19 protein-coding genes, 3 tRNA genes and 1 riboswitch are annotated in these 19,320 nt (G+C 74.1%); of the genes, 19 read left to right on the top strand and 3 right to left on the bottom strand.

The annotated features are described in order from the left end of the window. The 5 genes from ACFQ11_RS32415 to ACFQ11_RS32395 form a co-directional block, all read left to right on the top strand. Positions 1-1,289: FtsX-like permease family protein (locus tag ACFQ11_RS32415; protein WP_378305698.1), on the top strand; the 1,289-nt coding region annotated here is incomplete at its 5' end. A gap of 41 nt (positions 1,290-1,330) precedes the next feature. After that, on the top strand, positions 1,331-2,905 hold the full coding sequence (locus ACFQ11_RS32410; RefSeq protein WP_378305696.1) for a DUF2079 domain-containing protein: 1,575 nt from the start codon (positions 1,331-1,333) through the stop codon (positions 2,903-2,905). Positions 2,906-3,181: 276 nt separating this feature from the next. Then, positions 3,182-3,880, top strand: a complete 699-nt coding sequence (locus ACFQ11_RS32405) for a thymidylate synthase family protein (protein ID WP_378305694.1) — start codon at positions 3,182-3,184, stop codon at positions 3,878-3,880. A 205-nt stretch (positions 3,881-4,085) separates the two neighbouring features. Then, positions 4,086-5,675 carry a phosphoglycerate dehydrogenase gene (serA, locus tag ACFQ11_RS32400; protein WP_378305692.1) on the top strand — a complete coding sequence of 530 codons (1,590 nt, stop codon included), beginning with the start codon at positions 4,086-4,088 and terminating at the stop codon, positions 5,673-5,675. A 557-nt stretch (positions 5,676-6,232) separates the two neighbouring features. After that, positions 6,233-6,958 carry a (2Fe-2S)-binding protein gene (locus ACFQ11_RS32395; protein WP_378305690.1) on the top strand — a complete coding sequence of 242 codons (726 nt, stop codon included), beginning with the start codon at positions 6,233-6,235 and terminating at the stop codon, positions 6,956-6,958. Here the strand turns inward: ACFQ11_RS32395 and ACFQ11_RS32390 are convergent. Continuing rightward, positions 6,933-7,658, bottom strand: a complete 726-nt coding sequence (locus ACFQ11_RS32390; protein ID WP_378305688.1) for a CbtA family protein — start codon at positions 7,656-7,658, stop codon at positions 6,933-6,935. The genes ACFQ11_RS32395 and ACFQ11_RS32390 overlap by 26 nt on opposite strands. Before the next feature lie 10 nt (positions 7,659-7,668). Continuing rightward, positions 7,669-7,899 (bottom strand): CbtB domain-containing protein, encoded by a 231-nt coding sequence (locus ACFQ11_RS32385; RefSeq protein WP_378305686.1) that lies wholly within the window; start codon positions 7,897-7,899, stop codon positions 7,669-7,671. A 53-nt stretch (positions 7,900-7,952) separates the two neighbouring features. Next, positions 7,953-8,074, bottom strand: a riboswitch (cobalamin riboswitch). A gap of 130 nt (positions 8,075-8,204) precedes the next feature. Here ACFQ11_RS32385 and ACFQ11_RS32380 point away from each other — a divergent pair. The 4 genes from ACFQ11_RS32380 to ACFQ11_RS32365 all read left to right on the top strand — a co-directional run bounded on the left by ACFQ11_RS32380 (position 8,205) and on the right by ACFQ11_RS32365 (position 12,787). Further along, entirely contained in the window at positions 8,205-9,260 is a 1,056-nt protein-coding gene (locus ACFQ11_RS32380) for a 3-isopropylmalate dehydrogenase (protein WP_378305684.1), read from the top strand. A 170-nt stretch (positions 9,261-9,430) separates the two neighbouring features. Then, the gene (locus ACFQ11_RS32375) at positions 9,431-10,558 is read left to right on the top strand and encodes a branched-chain amino acid aminotransferase (RefSeq protein WP_378305682.1); all 1,128 of its coding nucleotides are present in this window, start codon (positions 9,431-9,433) and stop codon (positions 10,556-10,558) included. Between the two features lie 314 nt (positions 10,559-10,872). Beyond that, a complete protein-coding gene (cimA, locus tag ACFQ11_RS32370) occupies positions 10,873-12,450 on the top strand; it encodes a citramalate synthase (RefSeq protein WP_378305680.1) in 1,578 nt (525 codons plus the stop codon). Positions 12,451-12,505: 55 nt separating this feature from the next. Beyond that, positions 12,506-12,787, top strand: coding sequence for a GNAT family N-acetyltransferase (locus tag ACFQ11_RS32365; RefSeq protein ID WP_378305678.1), 282 nt, complete (start codon positions 12,506-12,508; stop codon positions 12,785-12,787). A gap of 45 nt (positions 12,788-12,832) precedes the next feature. Here ACFQ11_RS32365 and ACFQ11_RS32360 read toward each other — a convergent pair whose 3' ends face one another. Next, positions 12,833-13,186, bottom strand: a complete 354-nt coding sequence (locus tag ACFQ11_RS32360; RefSeq protein WP_378305676.1) for an antibiotic biosynthesis monooxygenase family protein — start codon at positions 13,184-13,186, stop codon at positions 12,833-12,835. Positions 13,187-13,523: 337 nt separating this feature from the next. Here ACFQ11_RS32360 and ACFQ11_RS32355 point away from each other — a divergent pair, with 337 nt between their 5' ends. The 10 genes from ACFQ11_RS32355 to ACFQ11_RS32310 all read left to right on the top strand — a co-directional run. After that, positions 13,524-13,904 (top strand): hypothetical protein, encoded by a 381-nt coding sequence (locus ACFQ11_RS32355; RefSeq protein ID WP_378305674.1) that lies wholly within the window; start codon positions 13,524-13,526, stop codon positions 13,902-13,904. Positions 13,905-13,979: 75 nt separating this feature from the next. After that, positions 13,980-14,945 carry a cellulose binding domain-containing protein gene (locus ACFQ11_RS32350; RefSeq protein ID WP_378305672.1) on the top strand — a complete coding sequence of 322 codons (966 nt, stop codon included), beginning with the start codon at positions 13,980-13,982 and terminating at the stop codon, positions 14,943-14,945. A gap of 22 nt (positions 14,946-14,967) precedes the next feature. Next, positions 14,968-15,732 (top strand): fumarylacetoacetate hydrolase family protein, encoded by a 765-nt coding sequence (locus ACFQ11_RS32345; RefSeq protein ID WP_378305670.1) that lies wholly within the window; start codon positions 14,968-14,970, stop codon positions 15,730-15,732. A 182-nt stretch (positions 15,733-15,914) separates the two neighbouring features. Further along, positions 15,915-15,986, top strand: a tRNA-Gln gene (locus tag ACFQ11_RS32340). Between the two features lie 22 nt (positions 15,987-16,008). Next, positions 16,009-16,081, top strand: a tRNA-Glu gene (locus tag ACFQ11_RS32335). 47 nt (positions 16,082-16,128) lie between these two features. Further along, a tRNA-Glu gene (locus tag ACFQ11_RS32330) sits at positions 16,129-16,201 on the top strand. Positions 16,202-16,347: 146 nt separating this feature from the next. Continuing rightward, positions 16,348-16,950: an RNA polymerase sigma factor gene (locus tag ACFQ11_RS32325; protein ID WP_378305668.1), complete on the top strand. Its 603-nt coding sequence runs from the start codon at positions 16,348-16,350 to the stop codon at positions 16,948-16,950. Next, positions 16,943-17,914 (top strand): CU044_5270 family protein, encoded by a 972-nt coding sequence (locus ACFQ11_RS32320; protein ID WP_378305666.1) that lies wholly within the window; start codon positions 16,943-16,945, stop codon positions 17,912-17,914. The genes ACFQ11_RS32325 and ACFQ11_RS32320 overlap by 8 nt, the downstream gene beginning before the upstream one ends. Positions 17,915-18,046: 132 nt before the next feature. Then, positions 18,047-18,466 carry a nuclear transport factor 2 family protein gene (locus ACFQ11_RS32315; protein WP_378305664.1) on the top strand — a complete coding sequence of 140 codons (420 nt, stop codon included), beginning with the start codon at positions 18,047-18,049 and terminating at the stop codon, positions 18,464-18,466. A gap of 242 nt (positions 18,467-18,708) precedes the next feature. After that, a partial coding sequence (locus tag ACFQ11_RS32310; protein ID WP_378305662.1) for a hypothetical protein occupies positions 18,709-19,320 on the top strand: 612 nt, incomplete at its 3' end.

Below are 19,320 nucleotides of genomic sequence, written 5' to 3'. Positions count from 1 at the left end.
GGCGGCTGCCGGTGCCGCTGCGGCTCGCCGTCCGGGACGGCGCCCGCAACCGGGCCCGCACCGCGCCCGCCGTCGCGGCGATCATGGCCGCGGTGGCGGGGGCGGGCGCGATCGCCACCGTCGACGCGGGCGACTCGGAACGGGCCTCGGCGGGGTACCGGCCCCGGCTCCCGATGGGCGCGACGATGATCCAGGTGCCGCCGACACCGGCGGGCGAGGACCGGGCGGCGCGGGTGCGGGCCGCGATCGAGCGCGAACTGCCCGGACTTCCGCTGCTCGACCTGTGGGCCCTCCCGGGCGGCACGTGTCACCGGGAGATCGACCCCGAGTGCCGCACGGTCTCCTTCGAGCATGCCGGCCCGGGACGGCCGACGCCCCCGGGCACCGTCCCCGGCGACGGTCCCGCCTGGGCCCGGAAGCTGTTCGGCCGGAACGAGCCCGTGGAGGGCGTGAACGTCTACCCGGACATCGTCGTCGGCGGCGCCGCCGAGGCCCGGATGCTGCTCGGCCGGGACGCTCCCGAGGCCGTCGCGGCGCTGCGGGCGGGCAAGATCGTCCTGTTCGGCGGCGGGCCGACGGTCCATGGCGGAACGGTGACCGCCACCGTTCGGGAGCTCGACCGGGACGTGCCGGCGCCGGTGCCGGTCCGGCGCGTGCGGGGGCTGCCCGCGGTCCGGGTTCCGGCGGCCGTGCATCCGACGGCCGTCATGCCGCCGTCCGCCGCCGAACGGATCGGGTTGCGGCCGCGCGTCGCCGCGTTCGGGGTGGACGGCGCCGAGCACCGCCTCGGCGAGGCGGAGGCGGCACGACTGGGCGACGTGCTCGCCGGAACGGAGGGCGGCCACCGGGGCGACGTCTACACCGAACGCGGCCCGCGCCGCACCGGCGACTCGCGCGCGCCGCTGCTCGCCGCCCTGGCCGCCGTCCTCGCGCTCGGCGGAGCGCTGACCGCGACGAGGCTGTCGGCCGCCGACGCCCGTCCCGACCTCGCCGTCCTCGCCGCGGTCGGCGCCCGGGCGCGCACCCGGCGGCTGCTGGCGGCGGGCCAGGCGGCGTACATCGCGGCACTGGGCTGCTGGCTCGGGATCGCCGCCGGCATCGTCCCCGGCCTCGCCGCCTCGCGCCTCCTCGCCCGCGGCCCGGGGGACCACGGTGATCCCGGGCCCTTCCTCGACGTCCCCTGGACGACGCTGCTGCTGATCGGGATCGGGGTCCCGCTGATCACGGCCGTCGTCGCGGGACTGTGCACCCGTCCGAAGCTCCCCATGACCCACGCCACGGCCACGTAGCCGCGCCGCGCGGAGCCGCCGCTGCTGATAGCGTCCGGCTCGTGGCTGAGGGGGTGACGGCCGGCGGGGGAGCGGGGACCCTCGACCGCGCACCGGCGGGCCGTGCCGGACGGGACGTGCGCCGCCGCCTGGCCGCGCGCGGACGCCGCCTGCTCGGCCGCGCCCGCGCCCGCGCCGCCGAGCGCGCGCTGCCCGCCGTCGCCGCGGCCGTGTACGCCGCCTACTCGCTGCTGCGCCTGCACACGTTCCGGGCCAGCAGTTACGACCTGGTGATCTTCGACCAGGCGGTCCGCTCCTACAGCGGGTTCGGGCCGCCGGTCGCGATCGTCAAGGGCGTCCACAACGGCTTCGGGCCCTCCTTCTCCGTCCTCGGCGACCACTTCTCGCCGATCCTGGCCGTCCTCGCGCCGCTCTACTGGATCCACGACGGCCCCGGCACGCTGCTCGTCGCGCAGGCCGCGCTGTTCGCCGCCGCGATCGTCCCGATCTGGCGGTACACCGCGCGCAGGCTGGGCGCGGCCGCCGCGTACTGCGCGTCCGCCGCGTACGCGCTGTCGTGGCCGGTCGCCGAGGCGCTCGCGTTCGACTTCCACGAGGTCGCGTTCGTCCCGCTGCTCTCGGCGCTGCTCGTCGAGCGGCACGACGCGGGACGGCGCGGGCAGGCGGCGGCCGTCGCGGCGCTCCTGCTGCTGGTCAAGGAGGACATGGGCCTCCTGCTCGCCGGGTTCGGCCTCTACCTGCTCACCCTGCCCGGCGAGCGCCGCTCCGGCGCCGCCCACATCGCCGTCGGCCTCGTCGCCACCTGGGGCGCCTCGCGGTTCCTCATCCCGGCGTTCGGCGGGGACGACGACTACTACTGGGCGTACGGCGCGCTCGGCCCCGACCTGCCGAGCGCCGCCGCGCACGCGGCGACCCACCCCTGGGACGCCGTCGCGCTGCTGGGCGATCCGCCGGCCAAGCTGCTCACCCTGCTGCTGCTCGCCGCGCCGCTGCTGCTGCTCCCGCTGGCGTCGCCGCTCACGCTCGCCGCGGTGCCGCTGCTCGCCGAGCGGATGCTGGCGACCGGGTTCGAGAACTGGTGGCAGGCGCGGTACCACTACAACGCGTTCGTCATCGCGATCCTCGTCCTGGCGGCCGTGGACGGGGCGGTGCGGCTCCGCCGCCGCCTCCGCGCGGCCCGCCGCGGACCGCGCGCCCTTCCCGCCGCCGCCCTGCTGGTCGCCGCGGCCGTCACCGTCCCGTTCTTCGCGTTCGGCGATCTCGCGGACCCGTCCCTCTACCGGCGCAACGCGCGCGCGCAGGCCGCCGCGGCCGCGGCGGCGCACGTCCCGTCCGGCGCCCTCGTCGAGGCGGCCAACAACATCGGCCCGGCCCTCAGCGCCCGCGCGCGCGTCCTGCTGCTGGACCGCTGGCCCCGCAGCGCGCCGTGGGTCGTCGCCGACGTCGAGCGCCTGACGTTCCCGTTCCGTTCCGTGCACGACCAGCGCGTCCGCGTGGAGGGGCTGCTCCACCTCGGGTACCGGGAGGTGTTCCGGCGGGAGGGCTACGTCGTCCTGCACCATCCCGGCTACCCGCCCACCGGGAATTTTGGACGCCCGTCCAATACATCCGGATGATCTTCCGGTCAGAATGACCGTGAAGGTCTCGGAAAGGTACATCGACCTATCATTTTCGCCAGGAATGACTGATACTTGAAGAAAGTCGTGACGGCCGCGTCCGGCGCGGGCGGCGCAGTCCGCGAAACCGCCGGTCACGCCGCCGGAGCGACGGCACGGGCGAAGTACGGAGCGAGGCCGGCGACGGTCCGGGGCAGGCGCGGAATTCGCCCACCGCGCGCCGCTGCCGCGGAGTGGAATTTCCCGGCCCGGGAGCAGCGTGGCGCGGGGTGGAATATGTCGAACGGTCAGGACGCGCCGGCCGCGGACGTCCGGCGCTTCGAAACCTGCGGGCGGGCGTGGATCGCCGGCCTGCGGCACGTCTGGTCCGCCGGTGAGGCCGGCATGGCCGACCGCGGCCCCGTCATCGAGGGCCCGCCGCTGCTGTTCGAGATCGCCTCGGTCAGCCGCGACGACCCCATCCTGCGCGAGCACGGCGACCGCGCCGGTCTCGCCGGCCCCGGCCGCCCCGCCGGGGGCCGCACCCGCCCCGACGGCCCGGCGGACGGCGCGTCCGGCGGGGCCCGCCCGGACGCCGAGCAGGTCCGCTGGGTCGTCGACCTCCTGCGCTCCCGCCCCTGGACCACCAGCGCCTGGATCCCGCTCACGACGCCCGGCGAGCCCGCCGGCGCCCCGCCCGCCCCGACCGTGCCCGCCCCGACTGTGCCCGCTTCGACCGTGCCCGCCCCGACCGTGCTCGCCTTCCGCATCCGCGGCTACCGGCTGATCACGACGGCGATGTTCCGCGCCCAGAACGTCCACCGCGCCTACCTCGCCTACCTCCCGCTGCGCGAGGTCCAGGTCCACGTCGCCGACCGCCTCGGCCTGCCGTCCGGGCCGCTCCGCGTCTTCGTCGACGTCCCCCACCTCCACGTGGCGGACGCCGACCGCGTCGCGGGCATCCTCGCCGCCCAGCCCGAGTCCAACGCGGCGTGACCCGTCCGGACGCGGCCCGACCCGCACATCACCGACCCGCCCTTGACAGACCCGGACAAAGGTGAGTTACCGGTGGGTGTTTCCCCGTGCGCGATGAGCGGACGCGGCGAGGGATAGACTCGCCGACGGGGCGAGCGCACGACGAGGTGACTCGCGACTTCAGCTGCACACGACCCGAACATCCATCTTTCGAAGGACCGTTTCCTTGAGCAAGCCCGTCGTCCTCGTCGCAGAAGAACTCTCTCCCGCCGGCATCGCCGTGCTGGAATCCGACTTCGAGGTCCGCCACGTCGACGGAAGCGACCGCGAGCGGCTGCTGCCCGCGGTGGCCGACGTCGACGCGCTGATCGTCCGCAGCGCCACCAAGGTCACCGCGGAGGTGTTCCGGCACGCCGCGAGGCTGCGCGTCGTCGCCCGCGCCGGCGTCGGCCTCGACAACGTCGACGTCGAGGCCGCCACCAAGGCCGGCGTCATGGTGGTGAACGCGCCGACCTCCAACATCGTCACCGCCGCCGAGCACGCCATCGCGCTGCTGCTGGCCACCGCCCGGAACGTGCCACAGGGCCACGCCGCGCTCAAGCAGGGCGAGTGGAAGCGGTCCAAGTACACCGGCGTCGAGCTCCAGGGCAAGACCGTCGGCGTCCTCGGCCTCGGCCGCATCGGCGTGCTCGTCGCCCAGCGCCTCGCCGCGTTCGACATGAACGTGATCGCGTTCGACCCCTACGTGCAGGCGGCCCGCGCCGCGCAGCTCGGCGTCAAGCTCGTCACGCTCGACGAGCTGCTCGCCGAGAGCGACTTCATCACCGTGCACCTGCCGAAGACCCCCGAGACCCTCGGGCTCATCGGCGACCGCGAGCTGCACCGGGTCAAGCCGAGCGTCCGGATCGTCAACGCCGCCCGCGGCGGGATCGTCGACGAGGAGGCCCTCGAACTGGCGATCAAGGACGGCCGCGTCGCCGCCGCCGGCCTCGACGTGTTCAGCAGCGAGCCCTGCACCGACAGCCCGCTGTTCCACCACGACAACGTCGTGGTCACCCCGCACCTCGGCGCCAGCACCCACGAGGCGCAGGAGAAGGCGGGCACGCAGGTCGCCCGCTCGGTGAAGCTCGCGCTCTCCGGCGAGTTCGTCCCGGACGCCGTCAACGTGCAGGGCGGCGCCGTCGCCGAGGACGTCAAGCCCGGCCTCCCGCTCGCCGAGAAGCTCGGCCGGATCTTCACCGCCCTCGCCGGCGGCGTCCCGGTCCGGCTCGACGTCGTCGTCCGCGGCGAGATCGCCGAGCACGACGTCAAGGTGCTCGAGCTGGCCGCGCTCAAGGGCGTCTTCGTGGACGTCATCGAGGAGGCCGTCACGTTCGTGAACGCCCCCCTCCTGGCCCGCGACCGCGGTGTCGAGGTGACCCTCACCACCAGCGAGGACAGCCCCGACTGGCGGAACGTCGTCCAGGTGCGCGGCACCATGGCCGACGGCGAGGTCGTGTCGGTGTCCGGCACCCTCACCGGCCCCAAGCACGCCGAGCGGCTCATCGAGATCAACGGCTACAACATGGAGCTGGTCCCGACCGAGCACATGGCGTTCTTCTCCTACGTCGACCGTCCCGGCATCGTCGGCGCCGTCGGCAAGCTGCTCGGCGACGCGCAGGTCAACATCGCCGGCATGCAGGTCGGCCGGGACGCCAAGGGCGGTCGCGCGCTGATCGCCCTGACCGTCGACTCCGCCATCCCGTCGCAGCTCGTCGACGCCATCAAGACCGAGGTCGGCGCCGACATGGGCCGCCGCGTCGACCTGGACGGCTGACGCTCGACCACCGCCGCGGGGGCGGGCGCCCGGCACCGCGCCGGGCGCCCGCCCCCACGCCGTCCACTCGTTTTGCATCTCGCATACTGAGATTTTCGGTCACCTGTCGGGACAACCGCACAGCGGTGCGGGTACCGTTGCAGGGAGTATGCGGCGCTTCGTGGTAATCCTTCGCTGCCGCAGCGGGGCCTGATCATCGGCGGGCCGGCCCGCTGCGGAGGCAGCGCACGGCCATGAGTCCGATGCCGCGCCCGACCGTGCGAACCACGGTCGCCCGGCGGCCCTCACGCCAACCGCTCAGCGATACGGAGACTCCCATGGACAGCATCACCGCGCCCGCCGCCCAGCCCGCCGACGACGCCCGCGACGAGGCGGCCCGCGCCCTGCAGATCGCCCTGGACCGCCGCGACAACGGCGGCCACCCCACCCGCTGACCCGCTCCCGCCCGCCCCGCGGGCCCGGCGGGCCCGGCGGGCGATACGCCCGGCGTCGCGCCCCGTTCAGGCGCGTCGCCTCGGGCGGTTGCCGGGGGGCGGGCGGCGCGGCAGGGTTGGGGCATGACGCCGAGTTCCCGCGTGGTCGCGGAGTCCGCCGAACCGGGCGAGGTCGCCGGCATCCTGCGGGACGTCGGGCGCCTCGGCCCGTTCTTCGAGATCCGCACCGACCCGGCCGAAGAGGCCGACCCCACGTGGCGGCCTTTCCCCGAGACCGACCGCGCGCGGCTCACCGACCTGACCGCCCGGTACGCCGAACGGCTCGGCACGTCCGAACGGCGGGTCGCCGCCTCCATCCTGTTCCAAGGGCTCGCGTCCCGGCTGTGGTCCCCGATGGTCGCGGCGGCGGCGCGGGGCGTCGTCCCCGACCTCGCGGGGCTGCACTGGCGGTGGGCGCCCGGCGCGCCCGTCGCGCTGTGGCTGGCCGCGCCCGGCGGGCGGCGCACCGGCGGGACGGACGACGCCGCGCGGCTCGTCCACGACCAGGTCGTCGCCCGGGCCCTCGCGCCGCTCCGCGACACGCTGGCGGACGTCGTCCGGCTCGCCGACGGGCTCGTGTGGGGCAACGCCGCGTCGGCGCTCGCCGGAAGCCTGAACGTCGGCCCGCGCGACCCCGCACGGGCGGCGATCGTCCGGGCGCTGCTGGCGCTCCCGCCGCTGGACGGCACCGGCGGCTTCGGCCCCGCCGGGTTCGTCCGGCGGAGCTGCTGCCTGTACTACCGGGTGCCGCCCGGCGGCGGCATGTGCGGCGACTGCGCCCTGCTCAGGCGGGGGCCGTCCGGCGGGTGAGCGCCCGCTCGGACAGGAAGCCGAACAGCAGGCCCAGCGTCGCCCACAGCGCGAGCTGGATCCCCAGCGAAGCGATCCGGAAGTCCCACAGCACGGTGGCGGGGAAGCCGTCCGGGAGCGCGTCGGGATCGGGGGTGAGCCGGTTCGCGACGGCGATCAGGACCACGAAACCGATCACCGTGACGATCGTCGCGTTCCAGGCGCCCAGGCGCGGGACGAGGCGGCGGCCCACGATCAGCGCCGCCGCGGTCGCCAGGACGCCGAGCGCCGCCATCCCGAAGTACAGCGCGGTACGGCCCCCGATCGTCTCGGGATCGCCGACGGCCGGAGGCGTCGCCGGGTACTTGAGGGACGGGACGAGCACGAGCGCGACGAACCCGGCCGCCGCGACCACGGCGGCGGTGGCGCGGGCGCCGAGCGCGCCGAGGCGCCCCTGCGCGAACGCGAACGCGATCGCGAAGAGGCCGCCGACCGCGACCCCGTACACCCCCACCGCGGTGATCAGGCCCACGGTCCGCTGCGCGGTGCGGCTCACCACCTCTTCCTCGTGCGGGTGGCCACCGGCGGCGCGGGCCGCCGCCTCCTCGAACGCGATGGCGTCGGCGACCCGCGGCTCCCCGTAGATCCACGCGACCACCAGCGCGACCGCGGCGGCGGCGAGGCCCGCGAGCATGCCCCGGACGAGCAGTCGTCTCATCATCGCGGCGGCCTCAGTGGCAGGGGAAGCCGAGCAGGTGCCGGCCGTCGTGGGTGAACTCGTGGATCCAGGTGCCGCCGAAGACGGACGTCGCGCCCTGTTCGGCGCCGACGAAGTAGAGCAGGACCCCGGCCAGGACGAATGCGAAGATCGCCCACGGCAGGATCTCGCGGACCGGGACGCGGACGGGCGTCGCCGGACGCGCGTCGGGCGCCGCGGCGGACGGGACGGCGTGCTGTGCCATCGCGGGTCTCCTCACGGGGGTCGCTCGCCCCCTGTCATGGGAGGACGACGGGTCAGTGTCCTGACTCCCAGATCGCCGCCTTCCGCCGACCTTCCAGCCGTGCGGCCGTGGTCCGGATGGCGGAGGCTCCCTGGTCACAGTGGCGGGACCGTCCCGGAGTCGCACCGGGTTCCTGCGCACCGTCGCCTCGGTGTGAAGTTGTCGTACCGAGCGTGCCCTCCGCCGCCGCGTCGGTCAAGGGGGCGATGTGCCCGGAATGCGAGACGGAAGCCCATGCAGTGAGACGTTTGCAGTAGAGTGCGCGCATGGCATCCCGCAGCATCCGTCTGGCCGTCATCCCCGGTGACGGGATCGGCCCCGAGGTGGTCGCCGAAGGACTGAAGGTCCTCGAGGCGGTCGCGCCGTCCGGCGGCCTGAACTTCGAGCAGACCTCCTACGACCTGGGCGCCGCCCGCTGGCACCGGACGGGCGAGACGCTGCCCGACTCGGTCCTCGACGAGCTGCGCGAGCAGGAGGTCATCCTGCTGGGCGCCGTAGGCGACCCGAGCGTGCCGAGCGGCGTGCTGGAGCGCGGGCTGCTGCTGCGGACCCGGTTCGAGCTCGACCACTACGTCAACCTGCGTCCCGTCAAGCTGTTCCCCGGCGTCACGACCCCGCTCGCGGGCGTCGCCCCGGACGACATCGACATGGTCGTCGTCCGCGAGGGCACCGAGGGGCCGTACACCGGCGTCGGCGGCGTCCTGCGCAAGGGCACCCGGCACGAGGTCGCGACGCAGGAGAGCGTCAACACCGCGTTCGGCGTCGAGCGGGTGATCCGGTACGCGTTCGAGGTCGCCGCGTCGCGTCCGCGCAGGCACCTGACGCTCGTCCACAAGGACAACGTGCTGACGTTCGCCGGCGACCTCTACCAGCGGACGCTGAAGCGGGTCGGCGCTGAGTACCCGCAGGTGACCACCGCGTACACGCACGTGGACGCGGCCACGATGTTCTTCGTCAACGATCCGCGGCGGTTCGACGTCGTCGTCACCGACAACCTGTTCGGCGACATCATCACCGACATCGGCGCGGCCATCGCGGGCGGCATCGGCCTCGCCGCGTCCGGCAACGTCAACCCGGACCGGACGGCGCCGTCGATGTTCGAGCCCGTGCACGGCAGCGCACCCGACATCGCGGGGCAGGGCAAGGCCGACCCGACCGCCACGATCCTGTCGGTCGCGATGCTGCTCGACCACGTCGGCGCCGGCGACGCCGCGCGGCGGGTCGAGCGGGCGGTGTCGGACGACCTGGGCGAGCGCGGCGCGCTCGGCGCCCGGTCGACCGCGCAGATCGGCGACGCGATCGCCAAGCGAGTATCCGGCTAGGGGCACGCCTCTCCGCCGGAACAGGGACACTCCGGGCGTGCCGTACGGCGCGCCCGGTTTTTCCGTGTGCGCCGTTACCGAGGAGTCACCTCCACGAAGTACGACAATAAGGACTAAGACGCCCATGCGGCGACGGGGCCGCACCGGCGATCCGCGAGAGGACAACCGCGATGAGCAGCAACCTGGACTTCGAGATCACGCTCACCGACCGGCCGGCATCGGCCGCCGAGCGCGAACGCGTCCTGGCCGACCCGGGCTTCGGGCGGTACTTCACCGACCACATGGTCACGATCCGCTACTCGGCGGACCGCGGCTGGTACGACGCGAAACTCGAACCGTACGGGCCGATCCCGATGGACCCGGCGTGCCAGGTGTTCCACTACGCGCAGGAGCTCTTCGAGGGCCTCAAGGCGTACAAGCAGCCGGACGGCTCGATCGTCACGTTCCGCCCCTACATGAACGCCGCGCGGATGAACCGGTCCGCCAAGCGGATGGCGATGCCGCAGATCCCGGACGACCTGTTCGTCCGGGCCTGCGAGCTCCTCGTCGCCACCGACCGCGACTGGGTGCCCGACACCGAGGGGCACAGCCTCTACCTGCGCCCGTTCATGTTCGCCACCACCCGCGCGCTCGGCGTCAACAACCCGGCCGGCGAGTTCCTGTTCATGGTCATCGCGTCGCCGTCCGGGCTGTACTACCCGCGCGGCATCAAGCCCGTCTCGGTGTGGCTGTCGCAGGACTACACCCGCGCGGCCCCCGGCGGCACCGGCGAGGCGAAGTTCGGCGGCAACTACGCGGCGTCCTTCGCCGGGCAGGCCGAGGCCGTCGAGAAGGGCTGCGACCAGGTCGTCTGGCTCGACGCGGTGGAGCACCGCTGGGTCGAGGAGGTCGGCTCGATGAACCTCATGTTCGTCTACGGCTCCGGCTCGGACGCCCGGATCCTGACGCCCGCGCTGACCGGCACCCTCCTCGCCGGCATCACCCGCGACTCGATGCTCAAGCTCGCGCCCGACCTCGGCATCCAGGCCGAAGAGGGCAAGATCAGCATCGAGGAGTGGCAGGCGGGCTGCGAGTCCGGCGAGATCACCGAGGTGTTCGGCTGCGGCACCGCCGCGATCATCAGCCCGGTCGGGCACGTCAAGGGCCACGACCGCGAATGGACGATCGGCGACGGCGAGCCCGGCGAGATCTCGATGCGGCTCCGCGAGGAACTCATCGGCATCCAGTACGGCACCCGCCCCGACCCGTACGGCTGGGTCCACGAGATCGTCGCGGCGCCCTCGGCGTCAGGCCGCTAGGCGGCCCTCCCTCAACGGGCGCCGCGTGCGAGTGCCGCATCGGTGAGGGCTTGGCAGATGCGCCTGTTGGCGTCGTGACGCGGGGGGACGGAGACCGGTTCTCCGTCCCCCTGCGTCTCGGGATGTGGGATCGCGTTCTCAGCATCGGATCGGGTGTGGCACACTGGGTCGCATCATGCGCCACAGCCTCGTGATTATCGGCTGGCGCGCCGGCATCTGACGGGACAACGCCGGCGCGCAGACCTCTCACGTCCGTGAGGGGTCTTTTTTGTGTCCTGGCGCCGATCCGCCCATATCTGGGGGTTTCCGAAACCATGCAAGGTGACGCTTTCCACGTCTACGACACCACGCTGCGCGACGGCTCGCAGCAGGAGGGGCTGAACCTCTCCGTGGCCGACAAGCTCGCCATCGCGCGGCACCTGGACGACCTGGGCATCGGCTTCATCGAGGGCGGCTGGCCGGGCGCCAACCCCAAGGACACCGAATTCTTCAGGCGGGCTCGGACCGAGCTGGACCTGAGGCACGCGCGGCTCACCGCGTTCGGCGCGACCCGCCGGGCCGGGGTGAAGGCGGCCGACGACCCGCAGGTCGCCGCGCTGCGCGAATCCGGCGCGTCCGTCGTGACCCTGGTCGCCAAGAGTCACGACAGGCACGTCGAGCTGGCCCTCCGCACCAGCCTGGAGGAGAACCTCGCGATGATCCGCGACACGGTCTCCCACCTGCGTGCGGAGGGCCAACGCGTCTTCCTGGACGCCGAGCATTTCTTCGACGGCTACAAGGCCAACCGGGCCTACGCGCTGGAGGCCGTCCGCACCGCCGCCGAGGCCGGCGCGGACGTCGTCGCGCTGTGCGACACCAACGGCGGCATGCTGCCGGACGAACTCGCCGACGTCGTCCACGACGTCGTGTCCCTCGGCGTGCGGGTCGGCATCCACTGCCACGACGACTCGGGCTGCGCGGTGGCGAACTCGCTCGCCGCCGTGAAGGCCGGCGCCACGCACGTCCAGGGGTGCGCCAACGGGTACGGCGAGCGCAGCGGCAACGCGAACCTGTTCACCCTCGTCGGGAACCTGCAGCTCAAGCGGGGGATGAACCTCGTGCGGGACGACCAGCTCGCCGAGATGACCCGGATCGCGCACGCCGTGTCGGAGGTCACGAACGTGACGCCGAGCTCGCAGCAGCCCTACGTGGGCCTGTCGGCGTTCGCGCACAAGGCGGGCCTGCACGCGTCCGCCGTCAAGGTCGACCCGGACCTGTACCAGCACATCGACCCGGCCGCCGTCGGCAACGACATGCGGATGCTGGTCTCCAGCATGGCCGGGCGCGCCTCGGTCGAGCTGAAGGGCCGCGAGCTCGGCTACGACCTGTCCGGCGACAAGGCCAAGGCCGTCGTCGACCGGGTCAAGGAACTGGAGTCGACCGGCTACACCTACGAGGCCGCCGACGCCTCCTTCGAGCTCCTGCTGCGGGAGGAGCTGACGGGCGTCCGGCAGCGGCACTTCGAGGTCGAGTCGTGGCGGTCGATCGTGGAGCGCCGCCCGGACGGCTCCATGGTCAGCGAGGCGACCGTGAAGCTGCACGCCAAGGGCGAGCGGATCATCGCGACCGGCGAGGGCAACGGTCCCGTCAACGCCCTCGACAACGCGCTCCGCATCGCGCTCGAGCGGCTGTACCCGGAGCTGGCGCGGCTGGAGCTCGTCGACTACAAGGTCCGCATCCTGGAGGGCTCCCACGGCACCGACGCCCGCACCCGGGTCCTGATCGAGTCGGGCGACGGCACCCGCGAGTGGGGCACCGTCGGCGTCGAGGACAACGTCATCGCCGCGTCCTGGCAGGCCCTCGAGGAGGCCGTCACCTACTGCCTGCTGCACGCGGGCCACGAGGTCGGCTGACCGGGCCCCGCAGGGGCGCCGAAGTATCCGGGGGATCAGTGGGCATGATCGGTGCATGAGCACCGAAGTGACCGACAATCCCGCCGAGCAGCGCTACGACGCCACCGTGGACGGCGCCTCCGCCGGGTACGCCGAGTACGAACCGGGGGAGGGCGTCGTCATGTTCACGCACACCGAGATCGACCCGGCCTTCAAGGGCAAGGGCGTCGGCGGCGCGCTGGTCAGGGGAGCGCTCGACGACGTGCGCGCGAAGGGCCTGCGCGTCGTCCCGCTCTGCCCGTTCGTCAAGGGGTGGATCGAGAAGCACCCCGACTACGGGGACCTGGTGGCCCGCTGACGACCCCGGCGGCGTCCGCCCGGCCGGACGGACGCCGCCGGCCGTTCAGGAATCGCCGGGCTTCGGTCCGGCGCTCTGGACGACCTCGAAGCTCCACAGTTCCGCGCCCGCCGCGGCCGGGCCGCCGTGCCCGTGCCCGTGGCCGGCGGGGCGGTCCTTCGCGGCTTCCGCGTGGCCCCGCTGGAACTGCCGGCTCTCGGTCCAGCGCTTGAAGTCCTCCTCACTGCGCCACTTCGTGTACACCAGGTACCGGTCCTGGCCTTCGACGGGACGCAGCAGCTCGAAGCCCTCGAACCCCTCGGCCGACTCCACCAGCCCGGCCCGGCCGGCGAACCGGCGCTCGATCTCCTCGCGCATCTCCGGGTTCACGGTCAGGACGTTGATCTTCACGACGGACAACGCGGGTCTCCTTCGCCTCGGGTGCCTGCTCTCCCTGCATCGTCCTACACGGCCCGAGGCCACGGCGTCCCGCCCTCCAGGAGAGCCGCGCCGACAGTGACACCGACAGTGACACCGACATCGACGCCGGTGGGCTTCGAGGCGTGCGCCCGGGCCGGGGGCGCCGAGGACCCCGTGCCGGTCTTTCCGCCGGTGGCGGCGCGGCGCAGGAGGAGTTCCCGCGGAATCGCGGAAATCGGTGGCGGTTTCCGGGCGGGACGGTCACCATGGGACGAGCGCGGCACGCGCGGCGTTCCCGCATGCCGTTCCCCAGCCCCCGAAACACCGGAGTGATCGTATGCCTGTCCGACCCTGGAACCCCGAGGACCTCGGGCGTCCGACGGACGGAGAACGGGTCGACGTGGCCTTCGGGCTGGGCCGGGTGTACGAGCACGAGGGCGACCTGGAGCGGGCCGCCGGCTGGTACCGGCGGGCGGCCGAGTCCGGGCACGCCGGCGCGGCCCTGCGGCTCGGCGCCGTGCTGGGCCGGCTGGCCGACGCCCGGTCCGCCGATGCGTCCGACGAGTCCGCCGAGGACCTGCTCGCGGAGGCCACGCGCTGGCTGAGCGGGGTGCAGGCCGCCACCACGCCGGACGCCATCGAGCTGATCACCGACATGCTGAACCGGCACCAGCGGCAGGCGGCACGGCGGGGGCTCGAACCCACCGCGACGGGCTGAACCGCCCGCCGGGGACGAACCTCGCCGCCGTCCCGGCCGTCGGACTCCATGAGACCGACGACGGGAGAGCGACCGATGAGCGGCGACCCGACCCCGCGCCCAGAACGCCGGTACCTGCCCCCGGACCACGCGGCCACCACCGAGTTCGCCGCCCCCGGCACGGACTCGAACGCCGCCGACCCGAACGCCACCGACCCCGACCCGCCGGACGCGCCCGCGGACGTCCGCGAAGAGCCCGCGGACGCGCCGGGCGACACCGCGCCCACCGCACCCGCACCGGGTGACACCGCACCAGGGGACACCGCACCGGACGGCCGCGGCCCGCGCGAGCCCGAGGACGTGCGGGTCGCGCCGCTGCACGCCCCGCCCGCCGGGCGCGGACGGTCGGGCGGCACCGCCGAACTCGCGGGCCCGTCGCCGACCCCGCCCGGGCCTCACGCGCCGCCGGTGCGCGGGCGCGGAGGGAAGGTTCGCGGCCCCGCCTTCGCGCTCGGAACCGGCGTGCTCGTGGTCGCCGTGGCGCTCGGGGCCGTGTTCGCCCTCGGCGGCGACGGGGAACCGGCCGACGCCCCGGAGGCGACGCCCACAGCGACGCCCACGGCGACGTCCACGGCCGGGACCCCCGGCGGGACGGGCGGCGGTGCGGCGCCCGCGCCGACGACCGGGCCGTCGACGACCGGGCCGTCCACGGCGGTGCCCGAGGCGCCCGCCGCCGGAGCGGAGCCGCCGCTGCGGGGCGACGGCGTCGCCTACCGGGTCGTCGAGGACGGTCCGGGCTACTACGAGGGTTCGTTCGTCGTGACCAACCGCACCGGACGGCCGCTGACGTCGTGGCGGCTGTCGTTCCTGGCGCCCGGTTCGGACGTCCGCAACGCGTGGGGCGGACGGCTGGTGCGGGGCGGCGAGCGGGCGGTGATCGAGAACACGCCGGGCGCGGCGGCCGTCCCGCCGATGGGCACGGTGACGGTCCGGTTCGGCGCCGCGGGGGAGCCGGCGCCGCCCGCCGAATGCGTCGTGAACGGCGCGGGGTGCGGCCTCTGACCGGGGTACTAGGCTCTCGAACATGCGTATCGCGAGGTTCTCCACCGACGAGGGCATGTCCTTCGGGGTGGTGGAGGAGAACACCGTCGCCGCCGTCGCGGCGCATCCTTTCGGAGAGCTCACCTTCACCGGGCACCGTTTCCCGCTCGCCGACGTCCGGCTGCTGGCCCCGATCCTGCCGAGCAAGGTCATCGCGATCGGCAAGAACTACGCCGAGCACGCGGAGGAGATGGGCGGGGAGGCCCCCGCCGAGCCGCTGATCTTCGCGAAGCCGTCGACCAGCGTGATCGGGCCGGGCGAGGCGATCGCCTACCCGGAGAAGCTGTCCGAGCGCGTCGACCACGAGGGCGAGCTCGCGCTGGTGATCGGCCGGATGTGCCGGGAGGTCCCGGCGTCCCGGGCCGCCGAGGTGATCCTCGGCTACACCTGCGCGAACGACGTCACGGCCCGCGACCTGCAGGCCAGGGACGGCCAGTGGACGCGCGCGAAGGGATTCGACACGTTCTGCCCGCTCGGCCCGTGGATCGAGACCGAGGCCGACCCCGCGGACCTGGCGATCAGCACGTCCGTCAACGGCGAGGTCAGGCAGAGCGCCCGCACGTCGCAGCTCATCCACGACATCCCCAGGCTCGTGGAGTACGTCAGCCAGGTCATGACGCTGCTGCCGGGGGACGTCATCCTGACCGGCACCCCGGCGGGCGTGGGCCCGCTGGAGGTCGGCGACGAGGTCACCGTGACCGTCGAGAACGTGGGGACCCTCACCAACCGGGTCATCGCCCGCGACTGAGCGGCCGGAACGCGGAAGGCGCCCGGCGCGGCCCGGGCGCCGGCCCGCGGGGGGCGCACTCCGCGCGACGGAGGCGTGCGGACGGCCGTCGGCTAATCGTTTTGGTCCAAGTCCCCAACTCCTGTATTCTCATCGAGGCGCGAGCGACCGGCCCGAAACGGCAGGAAGCCCGCGTACCTCTCTGGGGTATGGTGTAATCGGCAGCACGACTGATTCTGGTTCAGTTAGTCTAGGTTCGAGTCCTGGTACCCCAGCTGCGTCCGCGACAGCGGACAGGCCCCCGTCGTCTAGTGGCCTAGGACGCCGCCCTCTCAAGGCGGTAACGGCGGTTCGAATCCGCTCGGGGGTACACGTTCGCTTCTCCTCGGCAACGCGCGGGAGCGGACGGCACGTCCTGCCCCCGTCGTCTAGTGGCCTAGGACGCCGCCCTCTCAAGGCGGTAACGGCGGTTCGAATCCGCTCGGGGGTACTGTCCACGCGACACGAAACCGCAGACCCACGGTCTGCGGTTTTTTTGCGTTCATGGGCCGATGAGGCATCGGGCGGCCGGCGAGAAGAACATGCGCGGGTTCGGGCAATCAGTGCTGATTCCCTCCCGAGAAAGGCGCCGGATGCATGACCGTGACCGACACACCATCTGAACGGGCCCCCACGGAGACGACCGACGCGTCGATCATCGCGAGCTCGCGGGCCGAACCGGAGCGGTTCGCGCAGATCTTCGACCGGTACCACGCCGCGATCCACCGGTACGCGGCGGCCCGGCTGGGCGCCTCGGCCGCCGACGACGTGGCGGCGGAGACCTTCCTCGCCGCGTTCGATCGGCGCGACCGCTACGACCCGGACCGGCCCGAGGCGCGCGCCTGGCTCTACGGCATCGCGACGAACCTGATCTCCCGGCACCGCCGCCGCGAGGTGCGGCACTACCGGGCGCTGGCCCGCACCGCCGAGCCGCCCGCCCCCGGCGACCACGCCGACCGGGTCGCCGACCGGGTGAGCGCGCAGACGCTCGGCCCCGACCTCGCGCGCGGGCTCGCCGCGCTGTCCAAGGGCGACCGGGACGCGCTGCTGCTCGTCGTCTGCGCCCAGCTCAGCTATACGGAGGCCGCGAGCGCGCTGGGCGTGAAGGTCGGCACGGTCGGGTCCCGCGTCAACCGCGCCCGCCGCAAGCTCCGCAAGGTCCTGCCCCCCACCGGCGAGGAGACGACGAACCATGGATGAAACGCAGCGACTTCGGGAGCGTTACGACGCCCTTCCCGGCCCGGAGCCGCGGAGCGTCGCCGCGGCGCGGGCCCGTCTCGACGCGCACCTGACCGGCGCCGCCCCGGCGGCGGCCCGCGGACGGCGGCGCGTCCGTCCGACCTGGGGGCTCGGCCTCCTCACGGCCGGGGCGGCCGCGGCCCTCGCCGTGACCACCGTGGTCGTCCCCGGGGACGACCCCGCCGCCCCCGCCGCCCCCGTCGCGCAGGCGCCCACGGCGCGGACGATCCTGCTGGCGGCCGCCGACCAGGCCGCGACGGCCCCCGCGGACGGGAAGTACTGGCACGTCGCCACGCTGAACCTCGCCGGGGGCAAGAGCGTGCGCGCGACCTGGACGACCCGGGACGGACGGCGCTGGACCGGGCGCCGGTCCGCGAAGACCGAGCCGGGGGTGCCCGCGACCGAGCTCCATGAGCTGAAGGGGCTCCCGCCGATGGGCACGACCGTCCTCGGCGCCGACCCCTCCCTCTCCGAACTGCAGGGGCTGCCGACCGACCCCGCGAAGCTGAAGGCCACGGCCGAACGCAACATCCCGCCCATCGAGCGGGACGAGGAGACGGGGAAGCCGGTGACCACCCGGCACGGATACCTCGTGGAGGCACTCGTCGGCCTGATCACCGACCAGCCGGTCACGCCGAAGGTCCGCGCGGCGGCGTTCCGCGTCCTCGCGGCGACGCCCGGTGTCAAGACGGCGGGCAAGGCCACCGACGAACTGGGCCGCAAGGGCGTCGTGCTGACCTTCGAGCTCAGCACCCCGCAGTCCGGCACGACCGGGTTCCGGCTGATCATCGACCCGAAGACCTCCCAGGTCCTCGCCAGGCGGGTCACCGCCGACCCGAAGCGCAAGGGGCGCTGGACGGGCACGACGCACTACCTCGCCGCCGAATGGACGAACGAGGCCCCGGCCGTCCCGAACCTGCCCTGACCCGGACGCGGAGAGATCCGTGCGGCAGGAACCGCGCCCGCCGCCCGCGGCCCTGTGGCCGCGGCGGCGGGCGGGGCCCGCTGAGCGGGAACGGGGCGGCGGCCGGCGGGACGCGCGCCGTATAGGAGAGGGATGACCTCCACCATGAGCGACCGCGACCGGATCGTCGAGCGGCTCGCCGAACTGGCCGCCGCCCTCGACCGCCGCGACTGGGACGCGCTCGCCGCGATGTTCGTCCCGTCCGCCACCGGCTACGGCCGGACCGGGCGGGACGGGATCGTCGCGACCGTCCGCGCGCACCTCGGCGGCTGCGGGCCGTCGCAGCACCTCCTCGGCAACCACCGCGTCGAGATCCGCGGCGACGAGGCGCGCTCGCTGACCTGCGCGCGCGTCCACCACCAGGGCGCAGGGGAGGCGGCGGGGCTCTTCTACGAGTGCTTCGGCGAGTACGAGGACCACTGGACCCGGACCCCGGACGGCTGGCGCATCACCTCCCGCGCGTTCACGATCTCGCACGACCTGGGCGACTTCACCGTCCTGCGGCCGGGCTGAACGGGCGCCGCGCGCCCGGCACCGGAGTAGCGCGCGCGGTGCCGGGCGGCCCGATCTTCGGAGTTTTACCGCGTCGGCCCGGCCCGCGTCGTTTGTCCCCTGGGGTGCGGGTGAGGGGTGGAGTGACGCAGGGCACCGCGTGAGCGCCGGGACGGCCGACGCCGAGGAGGCCGAGGAGAAGGTCCGAAGACGTCCCTGGCCTTGCCTCGAGCGGATCGGGCGAGACGGCCGAGGGGGACCAGATGGAAGACACCATGCCCGAAGGGCCGCGGCGGGGCCGCGCCCCCCGCGGGCCCGAGCGCCCGTCCGGGGAACGACCGTCCAAGGGCGGACCCGACGTGTACCTCAACGTCCCGGAGCTCGAGGTCGAGGAGATCTCCCTCGAGGTGGAGAACCTCGAGGCGCACGTGGCGCTGTCCGTCCAGGTCCTCGACATGCTGAAGCTCAACGTCGGCGCCGACGTCGGCCTGGGCGCGGTCAAGCTCGACGTCAAGGGCGTCGAGGCGCAGGCGTGCCTGGAGGTCAGGCTCGACGAGGTGGCCGCCATCGTCGACCGCGTGCTGACCACCCTCGACCGCAACCCGCAGCTCCTGGAGCACATCGGGCGGGGCGTGGAGTCGGTCGGCACCGGCACGGGGCGAGCGGTCGGCGAACTGGGCACGGGCGCCCGCGGCGCGGTCCGGGACGTCGGGCGCGGTGCCGGGGGCGCGGTCCGGGACGTCGGGCGCGGTGCGGGGGGCGCGGTCCGGGACGTCGGCGAAGGGACGGGCGGCGCCGTCGAGGGTGTCGGCCTGGGCGCGGCCGGCGCGGTTCACGACGTGGGGCGCGGTGCGGGCGGCGCCGCCGAGCAGGCG

This window comes from Actinomadura sediminis, from assembly GCF_042675525.1.
Classification (GTDB): domain Bacteria; phylum Actinomycetota; class Actinomycetes; order Streptosporangiales; family Streptosporangiaceae; genus Spirillospora; species Spirillospora sediminis.
The sequence above is the reverse complement of the archived record's forward strand: the minus strand, read 5'-3'. Positions and strand labels throughout refer to the sequence as shown.